Origin of the sequence: Orrella sp. JC864, from assembly GCF_037026685.1 — a bacterium.
Classification (GTDB): domain Bacteria; phylum Pseudomonadota; class Gammaproteobacteria; order Burkholderiales; family Burkholderiaceae_B; genus Orrella.
The window spans coordinates 33,575-57,392 of the sequence record NZ_JBANET010000014.1; the positions used below are offsets into that span (position 1 = coordinate 33,575).

18 protein-coding genes are annotated in these 23,818 nt (G+C 68.9%); 11 read left to right on the forward strand and 7 right to left on the reverse strand.

Going from position 1 to position 23,818, the window contains the following annotated elements:
* Positions 1-1,320, reverse strand: coding sequence for an ATP-binding protein (locus V8Z80_RS13645; RefSeq protein WP_442951977.1), 1,320 nt, complete (start codon positions 1,318-1,320; stop codon positions 1-3).
* 115 nt (positions 1,321-1,435) lie between these two features.
* Positions 1,436-2,170, reverse strand: coding sequence for an osmolarity response regulator transcription factor OmpR (gene ompR, locus V8Z80_RS13650; protein ID WP_155194899.1), 735 nt, complete (start codon positions 2,168-2,170; stop codon positions 1,436-1,438).
* A gap of 162 nt (positions 2,171-2,332) precedes the next feature.
* On the opposite strand from ompR, the gene tsaB reads away from it, so the two are divergent.
* Both tsaB and V8Z80_RS13660 read left to right on the forward strand, forming a co-directional pair.
* Positions 2,333-3,598, forward strand: a complete 1,266-nt coding sequence (gene tsaB, locus V8Z80_RS13655; protein WP_155194901.1) for a tRNA (adenosine(37)-N6)-threonylcarbamoyltransferase complex dimerization subunit type 1 TsaB — start codon at positions 2,333-2,335, stop codon at positions 3,596-3,598.
* Complete coding sequence (locus V8Z80_RS13660) at positions 3,595-4,509, forward strand: uracil-DNA glycosylase (RefSeq protein WP_336062362.1); 915 nt, start codon at positions 3,595-3,597, stop codon at positions 4,507-4,509. The genes tsaB and V8Z80_RS13660 overlap by 4 nt, the downstream gene beginning before the upstream one ends.
* Positions 4,510-4,639: 130 nt before the next feature.
* Here V8Z80_RS13660 and lplT read toward each other — a convergent pair whose 3' ends face one another.
* Positions 4,640-5,941 (reverse strand): lysophospholipid transporter LplT, encoded by a 1,302-nt coding sequence (gene lplT, locus V8Z80_RS13665; protein ID WP_336062363.1) that lies wholly within the window; start codon positions 5,939-5,941, stop codon positions 4,640-4,642.
* A 243-nt stretch (positions 5,942-6,184) separates the two neighbouring features.
* Between lplT and smc the strand changes: the two genes are divergently transcribed.
* The 3 genes from smc to ligA all read left to right on the forward strand — a co-directional run bounded on the left by smc (position 6,185) and on the right by ligA (position 13,014).
* Complete coding sequence (gene smc / locus V8Z80_RS13670) at positions 6,185-9,715, forward strand: chromosome segregation protein SMC (RefSeq protein ID WP_336062364.1); 3,531 nt, start codon at positions 6,185-6,187, stop codon at positions 9,713-9,715.
* 72 nt (positions 9,716-9,787) lie between these two features.
* Positions 9,788-10,849, forward strand: coding sequence for a cell division protein ZipA C-terminal FtsZ-binding domain-containing protein (locus V8Z80_RS13675; RefSeq protein ID WP_336062365.1), 1,062 nt, complete (start codon positions 9,788-9,790; stop codon positions 10,847-10,849).
* A 110-nt stretch (positions 10,850-10,959) separates the two neighbouring features.
* On the forward strand, positions 10,960-13,014 hold the full coding sequence (gene ligA, locus V8Z80_RS13680; RefSeq protein WP_442951981.1) for an NAD-dependent DNA ligase LigA: 2,055 nt from the start codon (positions 10,960-10,962) through the stop codon (positions 13,012-13,014).
* A gap of 40 nt (positions 13,015-13,054) precedes the next feature.
* Here ligA and V8Z80_RS13685 read toward each other — a convergent pair whose 3' ends face one another.
* The 4 genes from V8Z80_RS13685 to msrB are packed head-to-tail and all read right to left on the reverse strand — an operon-like array spanning position 13,055 to position 15,082.
* Positions 13,055-13,831, reverse strand: a complete 777-nt coding sequence (locus V8Z80_RS13685) for a foldase protein PrsA (RefSeq protein ID WP_336062367.1) — start codon at positions 13,829-13,831, stop codon at positions 13,055-13,057.
* A complete protein-coding gene (locus V8Z80_RS13690; RefSeq protein WP_155194911.1) occupies positions 13,828-14,109 on the reverse strand; it encodes a BolA family protein in 282 nt (93 codons plus the stop codon). The genes V8Z80_RS13685 and V8Z80_RS13690 overlap by 4 nt, the downstream gene beginning before the upstream one ends.
* The gene (locus V8Z80_RS13695) at positions 14,106-14,675 is read right to left on the reverse strand and encodes a septation protein A (protein WP_155194913.1); all 570 of its coding nucleotides are present in this window, start codon (positions 14,673-14,675) and stop codon (positions 14,106-14,108) included. The genes V8Z80_RS13690 and V8Z80_RS13695 overlap by 4 nt, the downstream gene beginning before the upstream one ends.
* Positions 14,672-15,082, reverse strand: coding sequence for a peptide-methionine (R)-S-oxide reductase MsrB (gene msrB, locus V8Z80_RS13700; protein ID WP_336062368.1), 411 nt, complete (start codon positions 15,080-15,082; stop codon positions 14,672-14,674). Before msrB ends, V8Z80_RS13695 begins: the two co-directional genes overlap by 4 nt.
* 432 nt (positions 15,083-15,514) lie before the next feature.
* Here msrB and V8Z80_RS13705 point away from each other — a divergent pair, with 432 nt between their 5' ends.
* The 6 genes from V8Z80_RS13705 (at position 15,515) to V8Z80_RS13730 (ending at position 23,744) form a co-directional block, all read left to right on the forward strand.
* Entirely contained in the window at positions 15,515-16,681 is a 1,167-nt protein-coding gene (locus tag V8Z80_RS13705; RefSeq protein WP_155194917.1) for an ABC transporter substrate-binding protein, read from the forward strand.
* Between the two features lie 150 nt (positions 16,682-16,831).
* A complete protein-coding gene (locus V8Z80_RS13710; RefSeq protein WP_155194919.1) occupies positions 16,832-17,869 on the forward strand; it encodes a branched-chain amino acid ABC transporter permease in 1,038 nt (345 codons plus the stop codon).
* Positions 17,870-17,873: 4 nt separating this feature from the next.
* Complete coding sequence (locus V8Z80_RS13715) at positions 17,874-19,730, forward strand: branched-chain amino acid ABC transporter ATP-binding protein/permease (RefSeq protein WP_336062369.1); 1,857 nt, start codon at positions 17,874-17,876, stop codon at positions 19,728-19,730.
* The gene (locus V8Z80_RS13720) at positions 19,727-20,500 is read left to right on the forward strand and encodes an ABC transporter ATP-binding protein (protein ID WP_336062370.1); all 774 of its coding nucleotides are present in this window, start codon (positions 19,727-19,729) and stop codon (positions 20,498-20,500) included. Before V8Z80_RS13715 ends, V8Z80_RS13720 begins: the two co-directional genes overlap by 4 nt.
* Positions 20,501-20,728: 228 nt before the next feature.
* Entirely contained in the window at positions 20,729-21,382 is a 654-nt protein-coding gene (locus tag V8Z80_RS13725) for a DUF3540 domain-containing protein (protein WP_155194924.1), read from the forward strand.
* Positions 21,383-21,395: 13 nt separating this feature from the next.
* Positions 21,396-23,744, forward strand: a complete 2,349-nt coding sequence (locus V8Z80_RS13730) for a type VI secretion system Vgr family protein (RefSeq protein WP_336062371.1) — start codon at positions 21,396-21,398, stop codon at positions 23,742-23,744.
* Positions 23,745-23,818 lie beyond the last annotated feature (74 nt).

Consider the following 23,818-nt stretch of genomic DNA (forward strand, 5'->3'; position numbering starts at 1 on the left):
CTATGGGTTGTCGCTGTCTAATTGAAAATTTCTAAAACGGGCTTTGGGCAGCTCTATGCGCGCCGTCAGTCCGCCTTCCTCGCGCGAGATCAGGTGCAAGGCCCCGCCGACCTGCCCGAGCAGGCGGTCGACGATGGCCAGGCCCAGCCCGGCGCCGCTGACTCCCGTGCGCGCCACATCGCCCCGTGAGAACGGACGCAGCAGGCGCGGGATGTCGTCGGCGGCGATGCCGGGACCGCGGTCCGATACTTCTATCACAAGCGTATTACCTTCTGCTTGCACCGTCAGCGTGATGTAGGCGCGCCCGTCCAGCGACTTGCCGTAGCGCCGGGCGTTCTCGATGAGATTGCCCACCAGGCGCTTGAGATCCAGCGGCGTGATGCGCACGCGCTGGCCCGGCTCGATGTGGGCCTCGAGCTCGCCGCCGGTCGATTCGGTGTGGCTGCGCTCGCGCTCGTACAGCTCCGTGAGCACCTGCGAGACGTCGGTGGCCATCTGCGGCAGCGCGCCGGCCGGGCGGGCGTAGTCCATCAGCTGGCCGATGCTGTGATCGATCTGGGCCAGGTCCTCGTCGATGGCCTGGCGGGCTTCTTCGCTGACGCCGCTCATTTCGATCTCCAGGCGCATGCGCGCCAGCGGCGTGCGCAGGTCGTGCGAAATGCCGGCCAGCATCAGTTCGCGGTCGGCTTCGGTCTGGCGCAGGTCGCGCGCCATGCGGTTGAAGCTGGCGTTCAGTTCGCGGATCTCGGTCGGGCCGGTCTCCGGCAGGGCGGGCGGCGTCTCGCCGCGCGACAGGATCTGGGCGGCGCGTGCCAGGCGCGACAGGGGCCGGTTGACGAAGCCCACGCTGACGGCCGCGCCGATCAGCGACAGCAGCAGGGCCGCCGCGGCCCAGCCCAGCCATTCGATGCCGCCGGTCAGGCCGATCTGCTCGCGCTCGAAGACCAGCCAGTAGCGGTCCTCGTCGATCTGGAAGCTCACCCAGAAGCCCGGCACCCGGTTGACCGACCAGGCCAGCAGGGTGTCGGGGCCGAAGCGCGCGCTGATGTGCGCGGCGACCTGCTGCCAGTAGCTGTTGGCCGGCAGCGGCTCGACCACGTCGTCGACGGCGCGGGGATAGACCTGTATGCCCTCGTTGGTGGCCAGGTCCAGCAGCATCTTGCTGCGGTTGGTGTCGGAGGAATAGACGAGCGCGGTCCGCGTGATGTTCACCGTGGTGACCACCCGCTGACCCATCTGGCTGGCGCGAGGCCCCATTTCCATGCTGAAAAAGACCTGCAGCCAGGCAACCAGGCTCAGGCCCATCAGGGCAGCCAGCAAAAGAAAGGTTCGGCTGAAAAGCCCCAGTCTCAGGCGTTGAGCCAGGGCACGCCGGGCCGAGGAGCGTCGCGAGGCGGCGTGGCGCGTTGCCGCGCCGGCCGCGCTCGACCGGCTATCAGCCACCGCCGTCCGGCACGAATACGTAGCCCAGGCCCCAGACCGTCTGGATGAACACCGGCTTGGAAGGATTCGGCTCGATCAGCTTGCGCAGGCGGGAGATCTGCACGTCCAGGCTGCGGTCGAAGGCTTCGTACTCGCGCCCGCGCGCCAGCTCCATCAGCTTGTCCCGCGAGAGCGGGATCTTGGGATGGCGGGCAAAGACCTTGAGCACGGAGAATTCGCCCGTGGTGATGGGCACCGTCTCGCCGTTGCGCATGAGCGTGCGGGTCGAAAGGTTGAGCGTATACGGGCCGAAGGCGATCGACTCGTTTTCCTGGCTGGGCGCGCCGGGGTGCTCCTCGGTGCCGCGGCGGCGAAGGATGGCGTTGATGCGCGCGAGCAGTTCGCGCGGGTTGAAAGGCTTGGACAGGTAGTCGTCCGCGCCCATTTCCAGGCCGACGATACGGTCGATTTCCTCGGCCTTGGCGGTCAGCATGATGATGGGCGTGTTGTCGTGTCCCCCACGCAGCCGGCGGCAGATGGACAGGCCGTCCTCCCCCGGCAGCATGAGATCCAGGACCAGGAGGTCAAAGTGTTCCCGCTGCCAGAGTTTGCCCATTTCCTTGGCATCTTCAGCCACGAACACGTTGAATCCCTGTTCCGAGAGATAGCGCCGCAGCAGGTCGCGCAGGCGGGGGTCATCGTCGACGACGAGGACTTTACGGGAGGGGTTGGGGGTCTGAGTATTCATGGGCGCAAATGTAACAGTGGCGCGAAACGACCGCTAGTGGGTGTTCGCAAAATATTACACAAAGCAGGTAACGGTAGAAAAGACGCGTTTTTTCAGTAACGTAGGCGAATTTTGCGGGCCTGCGGCGGGGCCGGTTCGGCTTTCTCTTTACAATGGCATGCCATGGAATTTGCCCTGCTTGCCCTGGAAACTTCGTCGTCGCGCTGCGGCGTGGCCCTGCTGTGCGCGCAGCAGTCGCAGCCGGCGCGGCTGGCCGTGCGCGAACACGAGGGCACGCAGGAGCACGCCGAACGCCTGCTGCCCATGGCGCAGGCCCTGCTGGACGAGGCCGGCCTGGCGCGCGGGCAGCTCGGCGCCGTGGCCTTCGGCCAGGGCCCGGGGGGGTTTACCGGCCTGCGCGTGGCCTGCGGCGTGGCCCAGGGGCTGGCCTACGCGCTGGACGTGCCGGTGCTGCCGATCGGCTCGCACGAGTCGGTCGCCGCCCAGACGGCGGCCGCGGCGGGCCAATGCGTGGCGGTCGCGCTCGATGCCCGGATGGACGAGGTCTACCTGGCCGTGCTGCGACGCGGCGACGATCCCTGGCGCTGGCAGACCCTGCTTGCGCCGGTCCTGATCCCGGCCAGCCAGGCCGTGCCCTGGGTGCGCGGACAACTGCCTGGCTGGAGCGTCGATGCGGGCCTGCCCGTGCTGGCCGCCGGCGATGCCTGGACGGCCTATGCGGCAGCGATGCCGCTGCCCGATGGCTGGCAGGCCGATGCGGCGCTGCGGCCCGATGCCGCCTCGGTGGCGCGCCTGGCCCTGGCGGCATGGCAGCGGGGCGAGCGGCTGGCTCCCGAGCTTGCCGCGCCGCTGTACGTGCGCGACAAAGTGGCCTTCACCACCGCCGAGCGCGAGCGCGGCGAAGGCGGCAACCCGCGCGCCAGCCTGCCGCCGGCCGGCTGGCCGGCGTGCGGCGGGGCGGGCCGGCTCCAGCCCATGACCGCCGCGGACCTGGACGAGGTCGCCGCGCTGGAGCAGTCCGTGCAGGCGTTTCCCTGGACGCGCGGCAATTTCGCCGATGCCTTGCAGGCCGGCTACGAGGCCTGGGCGATGCGCGACGAGCACGGGCTGGCGGGTTTTTACATCAGCATGCCGGCGCCCGACCTGGCCCACCTGCTGGTCATCGCGGTGCGCCGCGATGCACAGGGACGCGGCCTGGGCGGCGCCTTGCTGGCCCATTGCGAGGCCCAGGCGCGGGGGCGCGGCCTGGATGCCCTGCTGCTCGAGGTCCGTCCTTCCAACGCCCGGGCGCGCGCCTTTTATGCGGCGCAAGGCTTCGTGCAGATAGGCCTGCGCCGCGGCTACTACCCGGCCGCCCACGGCCAGCGCGAGGACGCGCTGGTGCTGCGCAAGGACCTGTCCGGGCCTGGCGCCGGGGCTGCGCCATGAACCTGCCCGATGCCGACGTGTTTCCGGTTCCGGCTGTGCAGCCCAGCGCGCTGCAGCGGATATGGCTGCGCGAGCTGGGCGTGGAAAAGCACTGGCTGCCGCCGGCTCCAGCCAGGGCGCCAGCGCCCGGCGCCGACCCGTGCGCCGCGCAGCCTGCCGCGCAGCCCGGCAAGGCCGGCCCCGCCGCTGCCCCGGCATCCGCTCCCGGGCCTGGCGGCCCGGCGCGGCTGGCGCCGCCCGTGCAGGCGCCGGCCGGCATCCAGGCCGGCCGCGTGCCGGCCAAGCCTTCCGCGCCTTCCAAGCCGGCGGCCGAGGGCGAGGCTGCCCGGCAAACCGCCCAGCTGGCGGCCCAGTCCGATTTCGACCAGCTGCGCGAGCATGTGCTGGCCTGCACGGCTTGCGGCCTGTGCCAGGGGCGCAAGCAGGCCGTCTACGGCGTGGGCGTGCGCCAGGCCACCTGGATGGTGGTGGGAGAGGCGCCCGGCGAACAGGAAGACCGCAAGGGAGAGCCTTTCGTGGGCCGCTCCGGCCAACTGCTCGACGCCATGCTGGCCTCGGTGGGCAAAAGCCGGGCCAGCAACGTGTTCATCGCCAACGTCATCAAGTGCCGCCCGCCGGGCAACCGCAACCCGCGGCCCGAGGAAATCGCGGCCTGCAGTCCCTACCTGATGCGCCAGATCGAGCTGCTCAAGCCCGAACGCCTCCTGGTGCTGGGCCGTTTCGCGGCCCAGACCCTGCTGCGCACCGACGCGCCCATCGGAAGCCTGCGCGGGCGCGTGCATACCCTGGATACGCCGGACGGGCGACAGGTGCCGCTGGTGGTGAGCTATCACCCCGCCTACCTGCTGCGCAGCCCCTTGGAAAAAGCCAAGGCCTGGCAGGACCTGAGGCTGGCCGCGTCGTTGATGTAGCCAGGGGCCGAGCGGAACCAGCGCTCGGCCGCATCCATGCCGGTAGCGCCGCTCCCGCGCCACCCGCCTCGGCGGGCGTTCCCAGGTCAACCTGGCCCCCCGCCGCAACGACACAAGCGGGAAAGCCGCGTCAGAGCGCCTTCCCGTGCCCTTCCTGCCCGATCTGCTCATGCAGCGTGGGGTCGGCCTGCAGGTTGCGGCGGCTCCAGCGCATCACCAGCAGCATCAGGCAGCTGACCAGCAGGCCGAAGATGACGATGATCACGTTGATGTGCAGGTCCAGCCACAGCATCAGCGTGTAGCAGGCCACCATCAGCAGGATGTTGAGCTGTTCGTTGAAGTTCTGCACCGCGATCGAGTGTCCCGCCGAGAGCAGCACGTGCCCGCGGTGCTGCAGCAGGGCGTTCATGGGCACCACGAAATAGCCCGCCAGGCCGCCGGTGGCCAGCAGCAGCAGGTAGACGCTCCAGGTCGAATGCACGAAGGGCATGAGCATGACCACGGCGCCCATCAGCGCGCCCATGGGCAGCACGCACAGGGCGCGGCGCAGCGGGATGCGTCCGGCCAGGATCGAACCGATGACGGTGCCCACGGCGGCCACGCCCATCAGGATGGAAGCCTGGTCCAGCCGGTAGCCCAGGTGCGCGCGGCCCCATTCGATGACGATCAGCTGCAAGGTGGCGCCCGCGCCCCAGAACAGGGTGGTGACGGCCAGCGAGATCTGGCCCAGCTTGTCGCGCCACAGGATGCGCACGTAGCCGGCGAAGGTCAGCATCAGCTTGACCGGATGCTTCTGCTGGGGCGGGTAGGTGATGTGGGTATGCGGGATGAGCAGGTTGCAGGCGGCCGCGGCCAGGTAGACGAAGGCGATGACCAGGATCGCGGCCTCGGCGGGGGTGCCCACCAGGCTGTTGATCCAGGGGTGCGACAGCAGCCAGGCCGAGACCTGGGGCGAAATCAGCGCGCCGCCCAGCACGGTGCCCAGGATGATGGAGATGACGGTCAGCCCTTCGATCCAGCTATTGCCCTTGACCAGCATGGCCGGCGGCAGCATTTCGGTGACGATGCCGTACTTGGCCGGCGAGTAGGCGGCCGCGCCCACCCCGACGATGGCATAGGCGGCGCAGACCAGATAGGTTTGCCCGGTGGCGGAGAGTCCGAAGCCGGCGTAGGCGAACATGAGCAGGCAGCCGGCGACCTTCAGCGCATTGGTCGCGAACATGACGCGGCCCTTGGGATACGAGTCGGCGAAGGCGCCCACGAACGCCGCCAGCAGGACATACGACAACGCGAAGCACCATTTCATGGCGGGCGTCATCCAATCGGGGCCTTGCAGTTCCTGGATGAGGGCGACCGCGGCGATGAACAGCGCGTTGTCGGCCAGCGACGACAGCGCCTGGGCGGCCATGACCAGGTAAAAGCCTCGTTTCAAGCGGGGGTCCTCCGAGTGGGGTCTCGTCTCGGTCGAGCGCGGCCGTGCGGCGCGCCGTGCGGGGGCAATCTTAGCCGGGCAGTATAGCCCGCGCGGCAGGGCCCTTCCGCCTGCATCGCGGGCGCGGCGGACAGGGGCCGGGCCTGGGGTATCATTAACCGGTAACGGCCCGGATGGGCCGATTTTTAATCCCGATCGCGCGGCCCGTGCCGCGCACCGCAGAGCGAACCAGACCCTGTCACCGTGCGCCTGACCCAGATCAAACTCGCCGGCTTCAAGTCCTTCGTCGACCCCACCACCATCCCCGTGCCCAGCCAGCTGGTCGGCGTGGTGGGGCCCAACGGCTGCGGCAAGTCCAACATCATCGACGCCGTGCGCTGGGTGCTGGGCGAGACCCGCGCCTCCGAGCTGCGCGGCGAGTCCATGCAGGACGTCATCTTCAACGGCTCGGGCCAGCGCAAGCCCGCCGCGCGCGCCTCGGTCGAGCTGGTGTTCGACAACAGCGAAGGCCGCGCCGCCGGCCAGTGGAGCACCTATGCCGAGATCGCGGTGCGGCGGGTGCTCACGCGCGACGGCACCAGCAGCTATTTCCTGAACAACCAGCAGGTCCGGCGCCGCGACATCCACGACATCTTCCTGGGCACCGGCCTGGGCTCGCGCGGCTACGCCATCATCGGCCAGGGCATGATCAACCGGCTGATCGAGGCCAAGCCCGAAGAGCTGCGGGTCTATCTCGAAGAGGCGGCCGGCGTCTCGCGCTACAAGGAGCGCCGCCGCGAAACCGAGAACCGCCTGGCCGATACCCGCGAGAACCTGGTGCGCGTCGAGGACATCCTGCGCGAGCTGGGCGGGCAGCTGGAAAAGCTCGAGTCGCAGGCCGAGGTGGCGCGCCAGTACCGCGAGCTGCAGGCCGATGGCGAGCGCAAGCAGCACCTGCTCTGGTACCTGAAAGAGGCCGCCGCCATCAAGGAGCGCGACCAGAAGGCGCGCGAGATCGAGCAGGCGCAGAACGAGCTGGAGGCGGCCATCGCGGCGCTGCGCTCGGACGAGGCCCAGCTCGAATCGCGCCGGCAGGCGCACTACGCCGCCGGCGACGCCGTGCATGCCGCGCAGGGCGCCTTGTACGAAGCCAATGCGCTGGTCAATACCCTGGAGGCCGAGATCCGCCACGTGGTGGATTCGCGCAACCGGCTGCAGGCGCGCCGCACGCAGCTGCAGGAGCAGATTGCCGACTGGCAGGCCCAGCAGACCCATTGCACCGAGCAGATCGCCCAGTCGGAGGAAGAGCTGGCCGAAGGCGCGGCGCGCGCCGAGGCCAGCCAGGCCGCCGCTTTCGACGCCCAGGCCCTGCTGCCCGATATCGAGAACCGCGTGCGGGCCGCGGCCGCCTCGCGCGACGAGATGCGCAGCGCCCTGGCGCGGGTCGAGCAAAGCCTGGCCCTGGCCGCGCAGACGCAGCGCGAATCCGACCGCCAGCTGCAGCACCTGGAGCAGCGGCGCGAGCGGCTCGAACAGGAGCTGCGCGAGCTGCACAGCCCGGATCCGGCCCGCATCGAGCAGCTGGCCGGCGAGAAGGCCATGCTGGAGGACCAGCTGGCCGAAGCCCAGGAGGCCCTGGCCACGCTGGAGGCCAGGGTGCCCGAGGCCGATGCCCGGCGCAGCCAGGCTCAGCAGGCCGCGCAGGCCGAGGCGCAGTCGCTGGCCCGGCTGGAAGCCCGGCTTTCGGCCTTGGCCAAGCTGCAGGAAGACGTGCAGAAACAGGGGGCGCTGGAGCCCTGGCTGGCCAAGCACGAGCTGGGCAGCCTGGCGCGCCTGTGGCAGAAGCTGCATATCGAGCCGGGCTGGGAAACCGCCCTTGAATCCGTGCTGCGCGAGCGCATGGCCGGCCTGGAGGTGCGCAGCCTGGATTGGGCGCGCGCCTTTGCCGAAGACGCCCCGCCTGCGCGGCTGGCCTTCTATCAGCTGCCCGTGCCGGCCGCCGCCGCGCCGGCCGAGCCCGGGCTGGCGCCGCTGTCCGGCTTGCTGCGTATCAGCGACCCGCAGTTGCGCACGCTGCTTAACGCATGGCTGCGCAATGTCTATACGGCCGACGACCTGGCCCAGGCCCTGGCCGCGCGCGCCAGCCTGCCCGACGGGGCGGTGCTGGTGCTCAAGAGCGGCCACCTGGTCGATGCGCACAGCGTGCGTTTCTATGCCGCCGATTCAGAGCAGGCCGGGCTGCTGGCGCGCCAGCAGGAGATCGAGAACCTGCAGCGCGAGGTCCGGGCCCAGCAATTGATCGCCGACCAGTCGCGCAGCGCCGTGGCGCGCGCCGAGGCCGATTGGCAGAACGTCTCGCAGTCGCTGGGCCCGGCGCGCCAGCGCGTCTCGGAGGTCACCACCCGGCTGCACGACATCCAGCTCGAATATTCGCGCCTGCAGCAGCAGGCTCAGCAGTCGGGCGAGCGTGCCGCGCGGCTGCGCGAAGACCTGGCCGAGCTTTCGGCGCAGCAGGAGGAGCTGCGGGCCGCGCGGGAAGAGGCCGAGGCCCGCTTCGAGACCCTGGACCAGGAGCTGGCCGAGCAGCAATCGCAGTTCGCCGAGGCCGAAATGGCCGGCGAGGCCCTGGCCGCCGAGGCGGACCAGGCCCGCTCCCGCCTGCGCGAGCTCGAGCGCAGCGCCCAGGAGGCCGAGTTTGCCGAGCGCGGCATCCGCGCGCGCATCGTCGAATTGCAGCGCAACCAGCAACTGGCGGCCGAGCAGGCGCGCCGTGCCGGCGCCGAGCTCGAGCAGCTCGAATCCGAGCTGGCCGCCCTGGACGCCTCGGCCGCGCAGGCCGGCCTGCAGGATGCGCTCGAATCGCGCGCCGAGCGCGAGGAAACCCTGGCCCGCGCCCGTATCGAGCTCGATACCCTGGCGGCGCAATTGCGCGAAGCCGACGAAGAGCGCCTGCAGCGCGAGCGTTCGCTCGAACCGCGCCGCGCCCGCATCACCGAGCTGCAGCTGCAGGAGCAGGCCGCGCGCCTGGCCGTGGAGCAATATGCCGAACAGCTCGAGTCGCGCCAGGTCGACCGGGCGGCGCTGGCCGCCGACCTGGCGTCCCTGGACGATTCCTGGCGGCGGGTGGGCTGGCTGCAATCCGAGGTCCAGCGCATCTCGCGCCAGATCGATTCCCTCGGTTCGGTCAACCTGGCGGCGCTGGACGAACTGAACAGCGCCCGCGAGCGCAAGGGTTTCCTCGATTCGCAGCACAGCGACCTGAACGCCGCCATCGAGACGCTGGAGGACGCGATCCGCAAGATCGACCGCGAAACCCGGCAGCTGCTGCAGGAAACCTTCGAGACGGTCAACGGCCATTTCGGCGAGCTGTTCCCGCGCCTGTTCGGCGGGGGCGAGGCGCGCCTGACCATGACCGGCGAGGAAATCCTCGATGCCGGGGTGCAGGTCATGGCGCAGCCGCCGGGCAAGCGCAACAGCACCATCCACCTGCTCTCGGGCGGCGAGAAGGCGCTGACCGCCACCGCGCTGGTGTTCGCGCTGTTCAAGCTGAACCCCGCGCCGTTCTGCCTGCTGGACGAGGTCGATGCGCCGCTGGACGACGCCAATACCGAGCGTTACGCCAAGCTGGTAGGCAGCATGAGCGAGCAGACCCAGTTCCTGTTCATCTCGCACAACAAGATCGCGATGCAGATGGCCAAGCAACTGGTGGGCGTCACCATGCAGGAACAAGGCGTTTCGCGTATTGTGGCGGTTGACATCGACTCTGCCGTGCAGTGGGCGGCAGAGGCGGCATAAGGCTGGATGCGCCGCGCGCATCGGCCAAGGCCAAGGCCAGGTCCCTGCGCTGCCGGTTGCGGAGTTGAATAGATGAGTGATTTGCAGATCGGACTGATCCTACTGGGCGTGCTGCTCATTGCCCTGGTGCTGGGCTTTAATTGGTGGCAGGACCGCCGCGCCCGCCAGCGCATGCAGGCGCATTTCCCGGCATCCGAACACGATCCGCTGCTGGGCGCGGGCACGGCCGGCGGCGCTGCGGCGCCGGGCCAGCGCCGCGAGCCGGGCCTGGGCGTGGCCCACTATGCCGAAGACGGTGCGCCCGGCGCGCACGAGCCGGCCGCCGACGATCCCGAAGAGGCCGATGCCAGCAGCGAAGTGGTCATCGACCTGGCATTTCCCGCGCCCGTGCCGGCGGCCGAACTCATGGCCGCGCTGCAATCGATGCGCCATGCCGGCCGCAAGCCGGTGCGCGTCTTTGCCGAGACCGACCAGGGCCGCCACCGCGCGCGGCTGCGCCCGGGCGAGCACTACGTTTCCATGCAGATCGCCGTGCTGCTGGCCAATCGCAGCGGTCCGCTAAGCGCCATCGAATGGTCGCAGGCCTGGGCGCGCGCCCAGGACCTGGCCGAACGCTTCGAGGCCACCATCGAGGGGCCGGAGCAACAGGCCGTGCTCGAGCGCGCGGCCAAGCTGGACGATACCTGCGCCGCCCTGGACACGCAGGTGGGCCTGACGCTCATGCTGGGCGCGGCCAGGCCCCTGGCCCACGTGCTGCGGGCCGCCCAGGAGATCGGCTTCGTCCCGCAAGGCCAGCGCCTGGCCTGGCTTTCGGACGAGGGGCTGGCCCGTTTCACCTTGTCGCGCGCCGATGGCCAGCCCTTGGGCGAGGACGGGCAGGGCAGCGTCGAGCGCATGAGCCTGCTGCTGGACGTGCCCTGCAGCCCGCCCGATCCGCAGCCCTTCGGCCGCATGGTCAAGGTGGGCCGCGAACTGGCCGCGCGCCTGGATGCCGAACTGGTGGACGACCAGGGCCGTCCCCTGCAGGACGGCGCCGAGGCCGGCATCGACGAGCGCCTGCAGGTGCTCTATACCCAGCTCGAGCAGGCCGGCCTGCCGGCGGCCAGTGCGCGCGCGCTGCGGGTCTTCTCGTGAGCGGCAGGCAGCAGACGCCCGCCGGCGCGCCGGCGGCGGGTAACCCGTCGTCCGATGGATCTTCGCGCGACGGTTCGCCCCCCGCAGATCCTTCTCAGCAGGCGGCGCGCCTGCGTGCCCAGATCGAGCATCACAATCATCTGTACTATGTCCTGGACGCCCCGCAGATCACGGACGGCGAATACGATGCGCTGATGCGCCAGCTGCAGGCGCTGGAGGCGGAACATCCCGAGCTGGTCTCGCCCGAGTCGCCGACCCAGCGGGTAGGCGCCGCGCCGGTCCAGGCCTTCGGCACCGTCACCCATGCCGTGCCCATGCTGTCGCTGGGCAACGCCTTCAGCGAGGAAGACGTGCTGGCCTTCGCGCAGCGGGTGGCCGAGACGCTGCGCCGCGCCGGCATGCTGGACGAGCAGGACGAGCCTGACTATTTCTGCGAGCCCAAGCTCGACGGCCTGGCGGTCAGCCTGCGCTACGAGGACGGCAGGCTGGCGCAGGCGGCCACGCGCGGCGATGGCGCCACCGGCGAGGACATCACCAGCAACATCCGCACCATCAAGTCCATTCCCCTGGTGTTGCGCGGGCCGGCCCCGCGTGTGCTCGAGGTGCGCGGCGAGGTTTTCATGAACCGCGCCGAGTTCGAAAAGCTCAACGACGCGCAGCGCGAGCGCGGCGAGAAGATCTTCGTCAATCCTCGCAATGCCGCGGCCGGCAGCCTGCGCCAGCTCGATCCGCGCATCACGGCGCGCCGGCCCTTGCGCTTTTTCGCCTATGGCTGGGGCGTGGTGCAGGACCTGCCCGCGCAGGAGCCGGGCCAGTTCAGCGAGGCCTTGCCCGGCACGCGGGCCACCGCCGCCTTGCCGCGCGAGTCGCATGGCGGCATGCTGGCCTGGCTGCATGAACTGGGCTTGCCGGTCAATCGCCAGCACAACGCGCTGGTGCGCGGCGCGGCGGGCCTGCTGGACTACTACGCCCGCATCGGGCAGGCCCGCCGCGGCCTGCCTTACGACATCGACGGCGTGGTCTACAAGCTGGACGGGCTGGCCGCGCAGAAGGTGCTGGGCTTCGTCTCGCGCTCGCCGCGCTTTGCGGTGGCGCACAAGTTCCCGGCCGAAGAGGCCACCACCGTGCTGCAGGCCATCGAGGTGCAGGTGGGCCGCACCGGCGCGATCACGCCGGTGGCCCGGCTAGAGCCGGTCTTCGTGGGCGGGGTTACCGTCACCAACGCCACCTTGCACAACGAGGACGAGATCCTGCGCAAGGACGTGCGCATCGGCGATACCGTGATCGTGCGGCGCGCCGGCGACGTGATTCCCGAAGTGGTGGGGCCGGTGCTGGAGAAGCGGCCCGCCGGTGCCGGGCTGTTCCGCATGCTGGCTCATTGCCCTGTGTGCGAGTCGGCCATCGAGCGGCCCGAGGGCGAGGCGGTATCGCGCTGCACCGGCGGGCTGTTCTGCGCGGCCCAGCGCAAGCAGTCGCTGCTGCACGCCGCCGGACGCAAGGCGCTGGACATCGAGGGGCTGGGCGAAAAACTGGTGGACCAGCTGGTCGACAGCGGCCGGGTCAAATCCCTGGCCGACCTGTTCACCTTGACGGCCGACGAACTGGCCGGGTACGAGCGCATGGGCCGCAAGTCGGCCGAGAACCTGGTGGCCGCCCTGGACAAGGCGCGCCGGCCCACGCTGGGCCGGCTGCTATTTGCCCTGGGCATCCGCCATGTGGGCGAGACGACCGCGCGCGACACGGCCCGGCATTTCGGCTCGCTGGAAAAAATCATGCAGGCCAGCGAGCAAGAGATGCTGGCCGTGCCCGACGTGGGGCCGGTGGTGGCGGGCTCGCTGCACCGCTTCTTTCAGGAACCGCACAACCGGGAGATCGTCGCGGCCCTGCTCGAGCAAGGCGTGGCGCCGCAGGCCGAGGCGGCCGCCCAAGGCAGCTCGCTGGCCGGCAAGACGCTGGTGCTGACCGGCACGCTGCCCACCTGGACGCGCGAGCAGGCCACCCGCCACATCATGGATGCCGGGGGCAAGGTCAGCGGTTCGGTTTCCAGGAAGACCGCCTACCTGGTGGCCGGCGAGGAAGCCGGCAGCAAACTGACCAAGGCCCAGGAGCTGGGCGTGCCCGTGCTGGACGAGGACGGCCTGAAGCAGCTGCTGGGCCTGGACTGAGCCGGTTCGCGCGGCCCTTCAGGGCCGCGCGGGCGGCACTTTACTGGATCTTGGCCTTGCTGCGCAGCTCTTGCTGGTAGTTGGCCAGGGCTTGCTGGCGCAGCATTTCTTCGAGCTGGGGACGGACTTGGTCCAGCGGCGGGAACTCGACGGGGCGGGTGTCCTCGACCTGGATGACGTGCCAGCCGAACTGCGTCTGCACCGGCTTGGCGCTGACCTGGCCCTTCTTGAGCGAGGTGACCGCCTGGGCGAACGGCTGCACGTAGTTCGAGGGCGGGGCCCAGCCCAGGTCGCCGCCGCGCTCGGCGCTGCCCGGATCCTTGGAGTGCTTGCTGGCCAGGTCTTCGAACTTGGCCTTCTTGCCGTTGATCTGCGCGGTCAGGTCGTTGGCGAGCTTTTCGTCCTCGACCAGGATGTGGCGCACCTTGTATTCCTGCTGGTCGCCTTGCTCGCCCTTGAGCTTGTCGTACTCGGCCTTGACCTGGGCATCGGTGACCGGGTTCTTTTCCAGGTAGTCGGCCATCAGGGCGCGCACCAGGATGCCCTGGCGGGCCAGTTCGAGCTCGGTCTGCACCGAAGCCTGCTTGGGGATGCCCTGCTGCTCGGCGGCCTGGATCAGCACCTGGCGGTTGATCATCTCCTGCTTGACCTGCTCGCGCAGCTGGGGCGAGTCGGCGGCGCCCTGCGACACCAGCAGGGTCACGAACTCATCGATGTTCTTCTGCGTGATGGGCTTGCCGTTGACGGTGGCGACGTTCTGGGCGTGCAACGGTGCCGCGACGGCAATCGTCGCCGCCAGCATGGCGAGTCGTTTCATGATGGGGAGACTTCCTTAGAGGGTGCCTGGGCATGCAGCGCCAGTGCATGAATGGGATAAGGGATCAGATCCTGCAATTGATCATACACCAGCCTATGGCGCGCCACCGGGGGCAGGCCGGCAAAGCAGTCTGCCACGATGCGCACGCGGAAATGGCTGGCGCCGCCGGCCGCGCCGGCATGGCCGGCATGCAGGTGCGACTCGTCTTCGATGTCCAGCGACTGCGGCGCCAGGGCCGCCAGGCGCTCGCGCAGCAGCGCGATGCGTTGTTCGTTCATGGCCGGCGCTCCGTCTCGGTGGATTCGCCGGGCGACTGCATGTGCCGGCCCAGCCACAGAGACTGGATCACCACGAAGGCCAGCAGCAGCACGGTCAGCCCGAAGACCTTGAAGTTGACCCATTGCGCTTCGGAAAAATAGCCGGAGAACGCCACGAACAGGTTGAGCACGCCGGCGGCCAGGAAAAAGACGGCCCAGCTGGCGTTGAAGCGGTCCCAGATGGCGTCGGGCATCTGGATCTTGGCGCCCAGCAGCTTGCGCAGCAGGTTGCGGCCCGTGAACAGGCGCGCGCCCAGGAGCACGGCGCCGAACACCCAATACAGCACGGTGGGCTTCCACTTGATGAAGGCCTCGTCGTGCAGCAGCAGCGTGGCGCCGCCAAAGAACACGATCACGCCCAGGTTGATCCAGTGCATGGTCTCGATGGGCTGGCGCCGCAGCTTGAGCCAGAGGATCTGCGCCACCCCGGCGGCCATGGCCGCGCCGGTTGCCACGTAGATATCGGCGTAGCGGTACGCGATGAAGAACAGGATCAGCGGGAAAAGGTCGAAAAGAAACTTCTTCATCGGGCGGGGGGCGTCTGTTCGGGTTCGAAAGTCATGGACAGCGAGTTGATGCAATAGCGCAGTCCGGTGGGAGGCGGGCCGTCGGGAAAGACGTGGCCCAGGTGCGCATCGCAGATATTGCACAGCACTTCGGTGCGCACCATGCCGTGGCTGGTGTCGATTTCCTCGCGCACGCGCGCCGGGTCGATCGGCTCGAAATAGCTGGGCCAGCCGCAGCCGGCGTCGAACTTGGTGTCCGAGGCGAACAGCGCCGTGCCGCAGCCCACGCAGCGGTAGATGCCCGGCTCGGTGGTGTCCCAGTAGCGGCCGGTGAAGGCGCGCTCGGTGCCTTTCTGGCGGGTGACGTAGTATTGCTCGGGGCTGAGCTGGCGGCGCCACTCTTCATCGGTCTTGCGTATTTTTTCCATGCTTTGCGCCTGGTCCGGAAAAAAGGCCGATGCCTTCTGCATCGCGCCCGATGGGTTTCAGACAGCGTCCGGGGCCGAGGGTTCGCGCCCGCGCGCCCCTGGCAGGCGCCGGCGCCGCCGGTGCGGGGCGCGTAGCCCGGCGCGTGCCGCTTGCGGCATAATCGCGGGCCGGTCCGGCGCTGTCCCAACCCGCCATCTTAAAGGATGTGCCGGCCTTGCCGGCTTCTTGGGGAATTCCCCAGGCAGACCGGTGGGGGCGGCGGCTTTAAATTCGTTATTAACGAATATGTTTGATATGGCAAATGGGGGTATCTCCCAACACGCGAAAGCCACAGGGGCGCCTCACCATTTGATACTATTTCCGCCACAAAAAAGATTTTTCTGTATAACTTTCGCGGCCGCCCGCACGCGCCGTACAACAAGGAGACAACCATGATTGCTCGCGACATCCTGCGCCGCGCCGTGCTGGCCGGCGCGGTGGCCCTGGCGCTGCCCTTGGCCGCGCAGGCCCAGGTCAAGGTAGGCGTGACGGTGTCCAGTACCGGGCCGGCGGCCTCGCTGGGCATTCCCGAGCGCAACACCGTGGCGCTGCTGCCCAGGGAAGTGGACGGCATCAAGATCGACTACATCGTGCTCGATGACGGCACCGACACCACCCAGGCGGTGCGCAACACCCGCAAGCTGATCTCCGAGGACCGCGTGGACGTGGTGGTCGGCACCTCGGTCACGCCGGGGTCCCTGGCCATGGTCGATGTGGCCGCCGAGACCCAGACGCCGATGATCAGCGTGGCGGCCAACGTGCGTATCGTCGATCCGGTGGACGAGAAGCGCCGCTGGGCCTTCAAGACGCCGCAGAACGACGCGCTGATGGCCTCGGCCCTGGCCGACGCCATGGTCAAGCAGAACGTCAAGACGCTGGGCTTCATCGGTTTCGCCGACGCCTATGGCGACGGCTGGCTGGCCGAGATGCAGAAGGCGGCCCAGGCCAAGGGCATCAAGATGGCCGGCGTCGAGAAATTCGCCCGCACCGACACCAGCGTGACCGGGCAGGTGCTCAAGCTGGTGGCGGCCAGGCCCGACGCCATCCTGATCGCCGGCGCGGGCACCCCTTCGGCGCTGCCGCAGAAGGAGCTCAAGGCGCGCGGCTACGGCGGCATCATCTACCAGACCCACGGCGCGGCCAACAACGACGTGCTGCGGGTGTGCGGCAAGGATTGCGAAGGCATGCTGCTGCCGGCCGGGCCGCTGCTGGTGGCCTCGCAGCTGCCGGACGACAACCCGGTCAAGCAGTCGGCCCTGGCCTATACCGAAATCTACGAGAAGGCCCACGGCGAGGGATCGACCAACACCTTCGGCGGCCATATGTGGGACGCCGGCCAGCTGATCCTGGCCGCCGTGCCCGAGGCCGCCAAGAAGGCCAAGCCCGGCACGCCCGAATTCCGCGCGGCCCTGCGCGACGCGCTGGAGAACGTCAGGGACCTGGCGGTCTCGCAAGGCGTCTTCAACATGAGCCCGACCGACCACGCCGGCTTTGACGAGCGCTCGCGCGTCATGGTCAAGGTCGAAGGGGGCAAGTGGGTCTACCAGCCCGACCTCTAAGCCTTTATCCTTGCATCGGCCCGCGCGCCGCGCGGGCCGATGCGCAAGCCGCGGCGGCCTGTCCCCAGGCCTGTTGCGCCAAGCAGCGGCTTTCTTCTGCCGGTCCGTTCGTCCGGCGTCCAGCCATCCCGACCACGAATCACCGGACCGATGGATTCCACAATTGCCCTGATACTGCTGCAGGACGGCGTCGTCAACGGCGCCATCTACGCCTTGCTTGGCCTGGCGCTGGTGCTGGTCTTTGCCGTCACCCGCGTCGTCTTCATTCCGCAGGGAGAGTTCGTCACCTTCGGCGCATTGACGCTGGCCATGCTGGTCGACGGCAAGGTGCCCGGCACGGTCTGGCTGCTGCCCATCGCCGGCGGCGTGGTCCTGCTGATGGAGCTGTTCCAGGCCTGGCGCACCGGCGTCTGGCGCGGCCTGCCCGTCACGCTGCTTGGCTGCGTGGCGCTGCCCTGGGCGCTGGTCTGGCTCACGCCCATCGTGGCGCAGGCGCAGCTGCCCCTGGCCGTGAACGTGCTCATGACCCTGGCGCTGGTGGTGCCGCTGGGCCCCATGCTGTATCGCGTGGCCTACCAGCCGCTGGCCGAGGCCAGCGTGCTGGTGCTGCTGATCGTGTCGGTGGCGGTGCATTTCGCCCTCATGGGCCTGGGGCTGGTCTTCTTTGGCGCCGAAGGCTGGCGCACGCCCGCCTTCCTGGACGGCCAGGTGGACCTGGGCGTGGTCACCTGGTCGGCCCAAAGCCTGTTCGTGGTGGCCACCAGTGCGGTCTTCATCGTCGCGCTGTGGATCTTCTTCGGCTACACGCTATACGGCCGGGCCCTGCGCGCCACCGCCGTCAACCGCCGCGGCGCGCGGCTGGTGGGTATCAGCACCACGCTCTCGGGACGGCTGACCTTCACGCTGGCGGCCTTCATCGGCGCGCTCTCGGGCATGCTGATCGCCCCGGTCACCACCGTCTATTACGACACGGGCTTTCTGATCGGCCTGAAGGGCTTCGTGGCGGCCATCATCGGCGGCCTGGCCAGCTATCCCATCGCGGCGGCCGGCGCGCTCACGGTGGGCATCCTCGAGGCCTTCGCCTCGTTCTGGGCCAGTGCCTACAAGGAAGTGATCGTGTTCACCCTGATCATCCCGGTGCTGCTGTGGCGTTCGCTCTCCAGCCACCACTCGGACGACGAGGAGTGACGCCATGAATGACCGCGGCCTCATGAAAAACCGTATTGTCCTCGTCCTGTTCGTGCTCTTGCTGGCTGCGCTGCCGCTGCTGCCGGCCACGCCGGAGTTCTGGATCACGCAATTGAACTACATCGGCCTGGCCAGCCTGGTCGTGCTGGGCCTGGTGCTGCTGACCGGCGTGGGTGGCCTGACCTCTTTCGGCCAGGCGGCCTTCGTGGGCATCGGCGCCTATGCCACCGCCTGGCTGACCGCCCACCACGGCTATACGCCCTGGCTGGGGCTGCTGGCCGGCCTGGCGGCCACGGCCCTGCTGGCTTTCGTCCTGGGGGCCGTCACGCTACGGTTGTCGGGCCATTACCTGCCGCTGGGCACCATCGCGTGGTGCCTGTCCCTGTACTACCTGTTCGGCAACATGGATGCGCTGGGCAAGCACGACGGCATCGCCGGCATCGCGCCCATCGAGGTGCTGGGCTTTTCGCTGGCCAGCGGGCGGCACATCTACTACCTGATCTGGCTGCTGGTGCTGCTGTCGCTGTGGGCCACGCACAACCTGCTGTATTCCCGGCCGGGGCGGGCCATCCGCGCGCTCAAGAGCGGCGCGGGCATGGCCGAGTCGTTCGGCATCAATACCGCTGCCTACAAGGTGGTGATCTTCGTGTATGCGGCGCTGCTTGCCAGCCTGTCGGGCTGGCTGTACGCCCACATGCAGCGCGCCGTCAGCCCCAGCCCCTTCGGCCTGAACTACGGCATCGAGTACCTTTTCATGGCGGTGGTGGGAGGGGCCTCCAGCGTCTGGGGCGCGGTCCTGGGCTCTGGCCTGATCCTGGTGCTCAAGGACCAGATCCAGAACATCGTGCCGCGCCTGTTCGATACCAGCGCCAATTTCGAGCTGATCGTCTTCGGCGTGCTGCTGGTGATCGTGCTGCAGTACGCCCGCGAGGGGCTGTGGCCCATCCTGCAGGGCGCCTGGCAGCGCGTGGCCGGCGGCGCGGGTGCGCGCGGACGCGCCGCCCCGCCCGAGGCGCCGGCGCTGCCGCAGCGCCAGCGGCCGCAGGTCGGCGAGCTGGTCCTGCAGGTCGAGAGCGTGCGCAAGGAGTTCGGCGGCCTGGTTGCCGTGAACGACATCAGCTTCCAGGTGCGCGCCGGCGAGATCGTCGGCCTGATCGGCCCGAACGGCGCGGGCAAGAGCACCACCTTCAACCTGATCACCGGCGTGCTGCCGGCCACGCGCGGCAGCGTGCGCTTCATGGGCCAGGACATATCCGGCCTGGCGGCGCGCGAGATCGCGCGGCGCGGCGTGGGCCGCACCTTCCAGCACGTGCAGCTGCTGCCGGGCATGACGGTGCTGGAGAACGTGGCGCTGGGCGCGCACCTGCGCGCCTCGGCTGGCGTGGTGCGCGGGGCCCTGCACGCCGAGCGGGCCGGGGAGGCGCGCCTGCTGCACGAGGCGGCGCGCCAGCTGCAACGCGTCGGCCTGGGCGACTACCTGTACGAGCAGGCCGGCAACCTGGCGCTGGGCCAGCAGCGCATCCTGGAGATCGCCCGCGCCCTGGCCAGCGATCCCGTGCTGCTGCTGCTGGACGAGCCGGCCGCCGGCCTGCGCTACAAGGAAAAGCAGGAACTGGCCCAGGTCCTGGAGCAGCTGCGCGCCGAGGGCATGAGCATACTGCTGGTCGAGCACGACATGGATTTCGTGATGCGCCTGACCAACCATCTTGTGGTCATGGATTTCGGCACCAAGCTGGCCGAGGGCGTGCCGGCCGAGGTGCAGGCCAATCCGGCGGTGCTGGAGGCCTACCTGGGCGGCATCGACGACGATATCAACGAAGTGCCGGCGCCCCAGGCGGCGGCGCAGGAGCAAGGGGCATGAGCGCGGTTTCGCAGGCAAGCGCCGTTTCGGACATCGTCCTGTCCACTGACGAACTGTCGGCCCGCTACGGCAAGGTCCACGCCCTGACGGGCGCGACGCTGCGGGTGCCGCGCGGCACGATCGTCACGGTGATCGGCGCCAACGGCGCGGGCAAATCCACGCTGCTCAACGCCATCATGGGCTCGCTGCCCACCAGCGGCAATGCCGCCGGGCGCGTGGCCTATGCCGGGCAGGATGTGGGCGGCTGGCCGGTCGAGCGGCGCGTGGCCGCCGGCATGTCCCTGGTGCCCGAGCGGCGCGAGCTGTTCGGCAGCATGAGCGTGCAGGACAACCTGCTGCTGGGCGGCTTTCGGCGCTACCGCGCGCGCGAGCGCGGCTGGCGCGACACGCTCGATGAGGTCTACGACATCTTCCCGCGGCTGCGCGAGCGCGCCCGCCAGCAGGCCGGCACGCTCTCGGGCGGCGAACGCCAGATGCTGGCCGTGGGCCGCGCCCTGATGGCCAAGCCCGACGTGCTGATGCTCGATGAGCCCAGCCTGGGGCTGGCGCCGCGCATCGTGCGCGAGATCTTCCACATCATCGCGCGGCTGCGCGCCACCGGCGTATCCATCCTGCTGGTGGAGCAGAACGCGCGGGCGGCCTTGCAGGTGGCCGACTACGGCTACGTGCTCGAGACCGGCGAAGTGGTGCTCGAAGGGCCGGCCGCCGAGCTGGCTGTCAATCCCCGCGTGATCGAAAGCTATCTGGGGCTGGGCAAGGGCGGGCACTAGCACGCCGGGCCGCCGGGGCAGGGCACGGGCAAGGGGCTGGCTGCGCGCCGGCCCCGTTCTATTGCCAAAGGTAAAACCCGGTAAATGAATATTCTTGTCATCAAGCGGTCCTGACCCGTTTTTTACATTGACGTTCGGTCCGTTCGCTGCGCTTTTTCGCGCGGTGTGCGAAGCCGCGGAAAAACCGTCCGGTGCCCGTGCCCCGGAATACGTCAAGGATGACAAGCGATGGGAGCCCCCTTGAGCGCGCTGGCCGCGCTGCAATCCGAGGCCGTGCATGCGGCCGGCAAGGTGGTGCAGGCCTGCGCCGACGGCTGGTATGCCGTCGAGGGCGAGGCCGGCACCTGGCAAGCCCGCCGCGCGGCCAGCTGCCTGCTGGCGCCGGCGGTCGGCGATACCGTGCTGGTCAGCGGTCCGGCCGCAGGCCCGTGCTATCTCATCGCCGTGCTGGAGCAGGCGGTGCCGGCAGGCACGCTGGCGCTGGCCGGCGACGTGGTGATCGCGGCCCCGGGCAGCCTGCGCCTGCAGGCGGGCCAGGATGCCGCCGTGCAGGCGGGCGCCAGCCTGTCGCTGCAAGGCGGCGAACTGGCGGTGCAGGCCGGCCACGCCCGCGTCACCGTGCGCGAGCTCGATTACCTGGGCATGGCCGTGCGGGCCAGCGCGGCAACGGTGCGGGTGGTGGGGCAGGCCTGCGAAACCGTCATGGACAGGATCACGCAAGTGGCCCGCCAGATCTTCCGCCTGGCCGAGGAGCACGAGCAGGTGCGCGCCGGCATGCTGGACATGCAGGCCGAGCGCAGCGCCCGCCTGCATGCGCGCCAGACCCTGGTCACCGGCAAGGACCTGGTCAAGGTCGATGCCGACCAGATCCACATGGGCTAGGGGAAGCACAGGCATGAATCGTATCTTCACCGTCCACACCGCCTTGCCCGACGGCATGCTGGAATTCCGCGCCATGAGCGGCACCGAGGCGCTTTCGAGCCTGTTCGAGTTCGAAGTGGAGATGCAGGCCGAGTCCTATGCGCTGGACCTGCGCCAGATGCTGGGCAAGCCCCTGACGCTGGCCATCGCGCTGGATCCCATCGGCAAGCGCTACCTGAACGGACAGGTCACGCGCTGCACGCTGGTCGGACGCGCCGGGCCGACGGCGCGCCACTACATCTACCGGGCCACCGTGCGGCCCTGGCTCTGGTACCTGACCCAGACCACCGACAGCAAGATCTTCCAGAACAAGCCGGTGCCCGAGGTGATCCAGGAGGTGCTGGGCGAATACGGCTTCGCGGTCGAGTCGCAGCTCACGGCCAGCTACCGCAACTGGGAATACTGCGTGCAGTACCAGGAAAGCGACTTCAACTTCGTCAGCAGGCTGATGGAGCACGAGGGCATCTACTACTGGTTCCGCCACGAGGAAGGCAAGCACACCCTGATCCTGAGCGATAGCGTCACCCGCCACGAGACCTTGCCGCACAACCCGATGCTGACCTACTACGGGCCGGACCGGGTGGCCCAGCCCGGCCAGGAGTACGTCTCGTCATGGGAGCCCGCCGAGCAGATCACGCCGGGCCGTTTTGCCACGGTGGACTACGATTTCAAGAAGCCGGCGGCCAGCCTGGAGGCCTTGCGCAGCAACCCGGGCGGCTACGAACACGGCGACCTGGAAGTCTACGAGTGGATGGGCGGCTATACCGAGCCGGACCAGGGCGAGCAGTATTCCCGTATCCGGCTCGAGGCCTTGCAGGCGCGCCAGTCCACCGTCGAGGGCATGAGCAACGTCAAGGCCCTGGCGCCCGGCTACCTGTTCACCCTGCGCAACCATCCGCGCCAGGGCGAGAATCGCGAATACCTGGTGCACCGGGTGTCGTACAACCTGCAGGAAAACGGCTACGCCACCGGCGATGCGCTCCAGAGCCTGTTCGAACTGGGTTTTTCGGTGCTGCCATCCAGCACGCCGTACCGCGCGCCGCGCCTCACGCCCATCCCCCGCACCCACGGCCCGCAGACCGCCACCGTGGTGGGCAAGCCCGGCGAGCAGCTCTGGACCGACAGCTATGGCCGCGTGAAGGTGCAATTCCATTGGGACCGCTACGGCCAGAAGAACGAAAGCAGCTCATGCTGGGTGCGGGTATCCAGTCCCTGGGCCGGCGGCGGCTTTGGCGGCATCCAGCTGCCGCGCGTGGGCGATGAGGTCATCGTCGATTTCATCGGCGGCCAGCCCGACCGGCCGATCATCATCGGCCGCGTCTACAACGGCAGCAACATGCCGCCCTGGGACCTGCCGGGCAACGCCACGCAAAGCGGGTTCCTCAGCCGCAGCAAGGATGGCACGCCCGGCACCGCCAACGCGCTGATGTTCGAGGACAAGGCCGGACAGGAACTGATCGTGCTGCATGCCGAGCGCGACCTGACCACCGAGGTCGAAGCCAACGAGATGCACACGGTGGACGGCAACCGCAACACGGTCATCGGCGGCGCCGACACGCTCACGGTGATGGGCACGCGCACGACCACCGTACACGCCCAGGAAACCGAGACCTTCCTGGCCGGCGCGGACCGCACCGTCACGGGCGACGTCAACGAGACGGTGCAGGGCAACGAGACGCGCACGTTCACCGGCAACATCATCGAGACCATCACCGGCGACGTGGACGAGACCATCACCGGGAACCTGACGCAGGCCACTACGGGAGAGGTGAACCGCACCATTACCGGGGACGTCATCGATACGACGACCGGCAACGTGGACGAGAGCATCACCGGAAATCTCACCCAGGAAACCACCGGCGATGTAACACGCACCATCACTGGCAACGTGACCGACACCATCACCGGCGATATCGACCTGACCATCACTGGCAATACCGTCAGCACGCAGACCGGCACGATCTCGCAAACCGTCAGCGGGCAGTTCGACATCTTCGCCGAGACCGGCATGACCGTGACCACGCCGGCCTGGAAAGTGGTCAACACCGGCGAGACGCAGCATTGGCTGACCAGCTATATCAAGTTCACGCCCGACCGCAAGCAAGCCGTCGGCATGTCCCTGGATTTCTGGGGTTTGCGCGAGCAGTTCTACGCGGTCAACATGCAGGCCGCCGCGCTCAAGCTGGATTTCGCCGCGGCCAAGAACAGCAGCAGCGGGCTGGAGGTCAGCAGCACGGTAACCAAGATGGCCACCACCGCGGCTGCGGAAATCCGCAACGGCGCGATCACCGTGACCAACAAGGTCATGAACCTTTTCACATGAGCGAGCTTCGTCCCGCTTCAACGCTTCAATCCTGGAGATGAGTCTTCCCGATGGATCGGCAAGCCCGTTCGAAC

What these genes read in the sequence shown, in the direction of transcription:
- V8Z80_RS13660 (WP_336062362.1), top strand. Translation starts at nt 3,595, where the DNA reads ATGAACCTGCCCGATGCCGACGTGTTTCCGGTTCCGGCTGTGCAGCCC.
- V8Z80_RS13695 (WP_155194913.1), bottom strand. Translation starts at nt 14,675, where the DNA reads ATGAAGAAGTTTCTTTTCGACCTTTTCCCGCTGATCCTGTTCTTCATC.
- ompR (WP_155194899.1), bottom strand. Translation starts at nt 2,170, where the DNA reads ATGAATACTCAGACCCCCAACCCCTCCCGTAAAGTCCTCGTCGTCGAC.
- V8Z80_RS13705 (WP_155194917.1), top strand. Translation starts at nt 15,515, where the DNA reads ATGATTGCTCGCGACATCCTGCGCCGCGCCGTGCTGGCCGGCGCGGTG.
- V8Z80_RS13725 (WP_155194924.1), top strand. Translation starts at nt 20,729, where the DNA reads ATGGGAGCCCCCTTGAGCGCGCTGGCCGCGCTGCAATCCGAGGCCGTG.
- msrB (WP_336062368.1), bottom strand. Translation starts at nt 15,082, where the DNA reads ATGGAAAAAATACGCAAGACCGATGAAGAGTGGCGCCGCCAGCTCAGC.
- V8Z80_RS13685 (WP_336062367.1), bottom strand. Translation starts at nt 13,831, where the DNA reads ATGAAACGACTCGCCATGCTGGCGGCGACGATTGCCGTCGCGGCACCG.
- V8Z80_RS13690 (WP_155194911.1), bottom strand. Translation starts at nt 14,109, where the DNA reads ATGAACGAACAACGCATCGCGCTGCTGCGCGAGCGCCTGGCGGCCCTG.
- V8Z80_RS13730 (WP_336062371.1), top strand. Translation starts at nt 21,396, where the DNA reads ATGAATCGTATCTTCACCGTCCACACCGCCTTGCCCGACGGCATGCTG.
- V8Z80_RS13720 (WP_336062370.1), top strand. Translation starts at nt 19,727, where the DNA reads ATGAGCGCGGTTTCGCAGGCAAGCGCCGTTTCGGACATCGTCCTGTCC.
- tsaB (WP_155194901.1), top strand. Translation starts at nt 2,333, where the DNA reads ATGGAATTTGCCCTGCTTGCCCTGGAAACTTCGTCGTCGCGCTGCGGC.
- V8Z80_RS13675 (WP_336062365.1), top strand. Translation starts at nt 9,788, where the DNA reads ATGAGTGATTTGCAGATCGGACTGATCCTACTGGGCGTGCTGCTCATT.
- V8Z80_RS13710 (WP_155194919.1), top strand. Translation starts at nt 16,832, where the DNA reads ATGGATTCCACAATTGCCCTGATACTGCTGCAGGACGGCGTCGTCAAC.
- V8Z80_RS13715 (WP_336062369.1), top strand. Translation starts at nt 17,874, where the DNA reads ATGAATGACCGCGGCCTCATGAAAAACCGTATTGTCCTCGTCCTGTTC.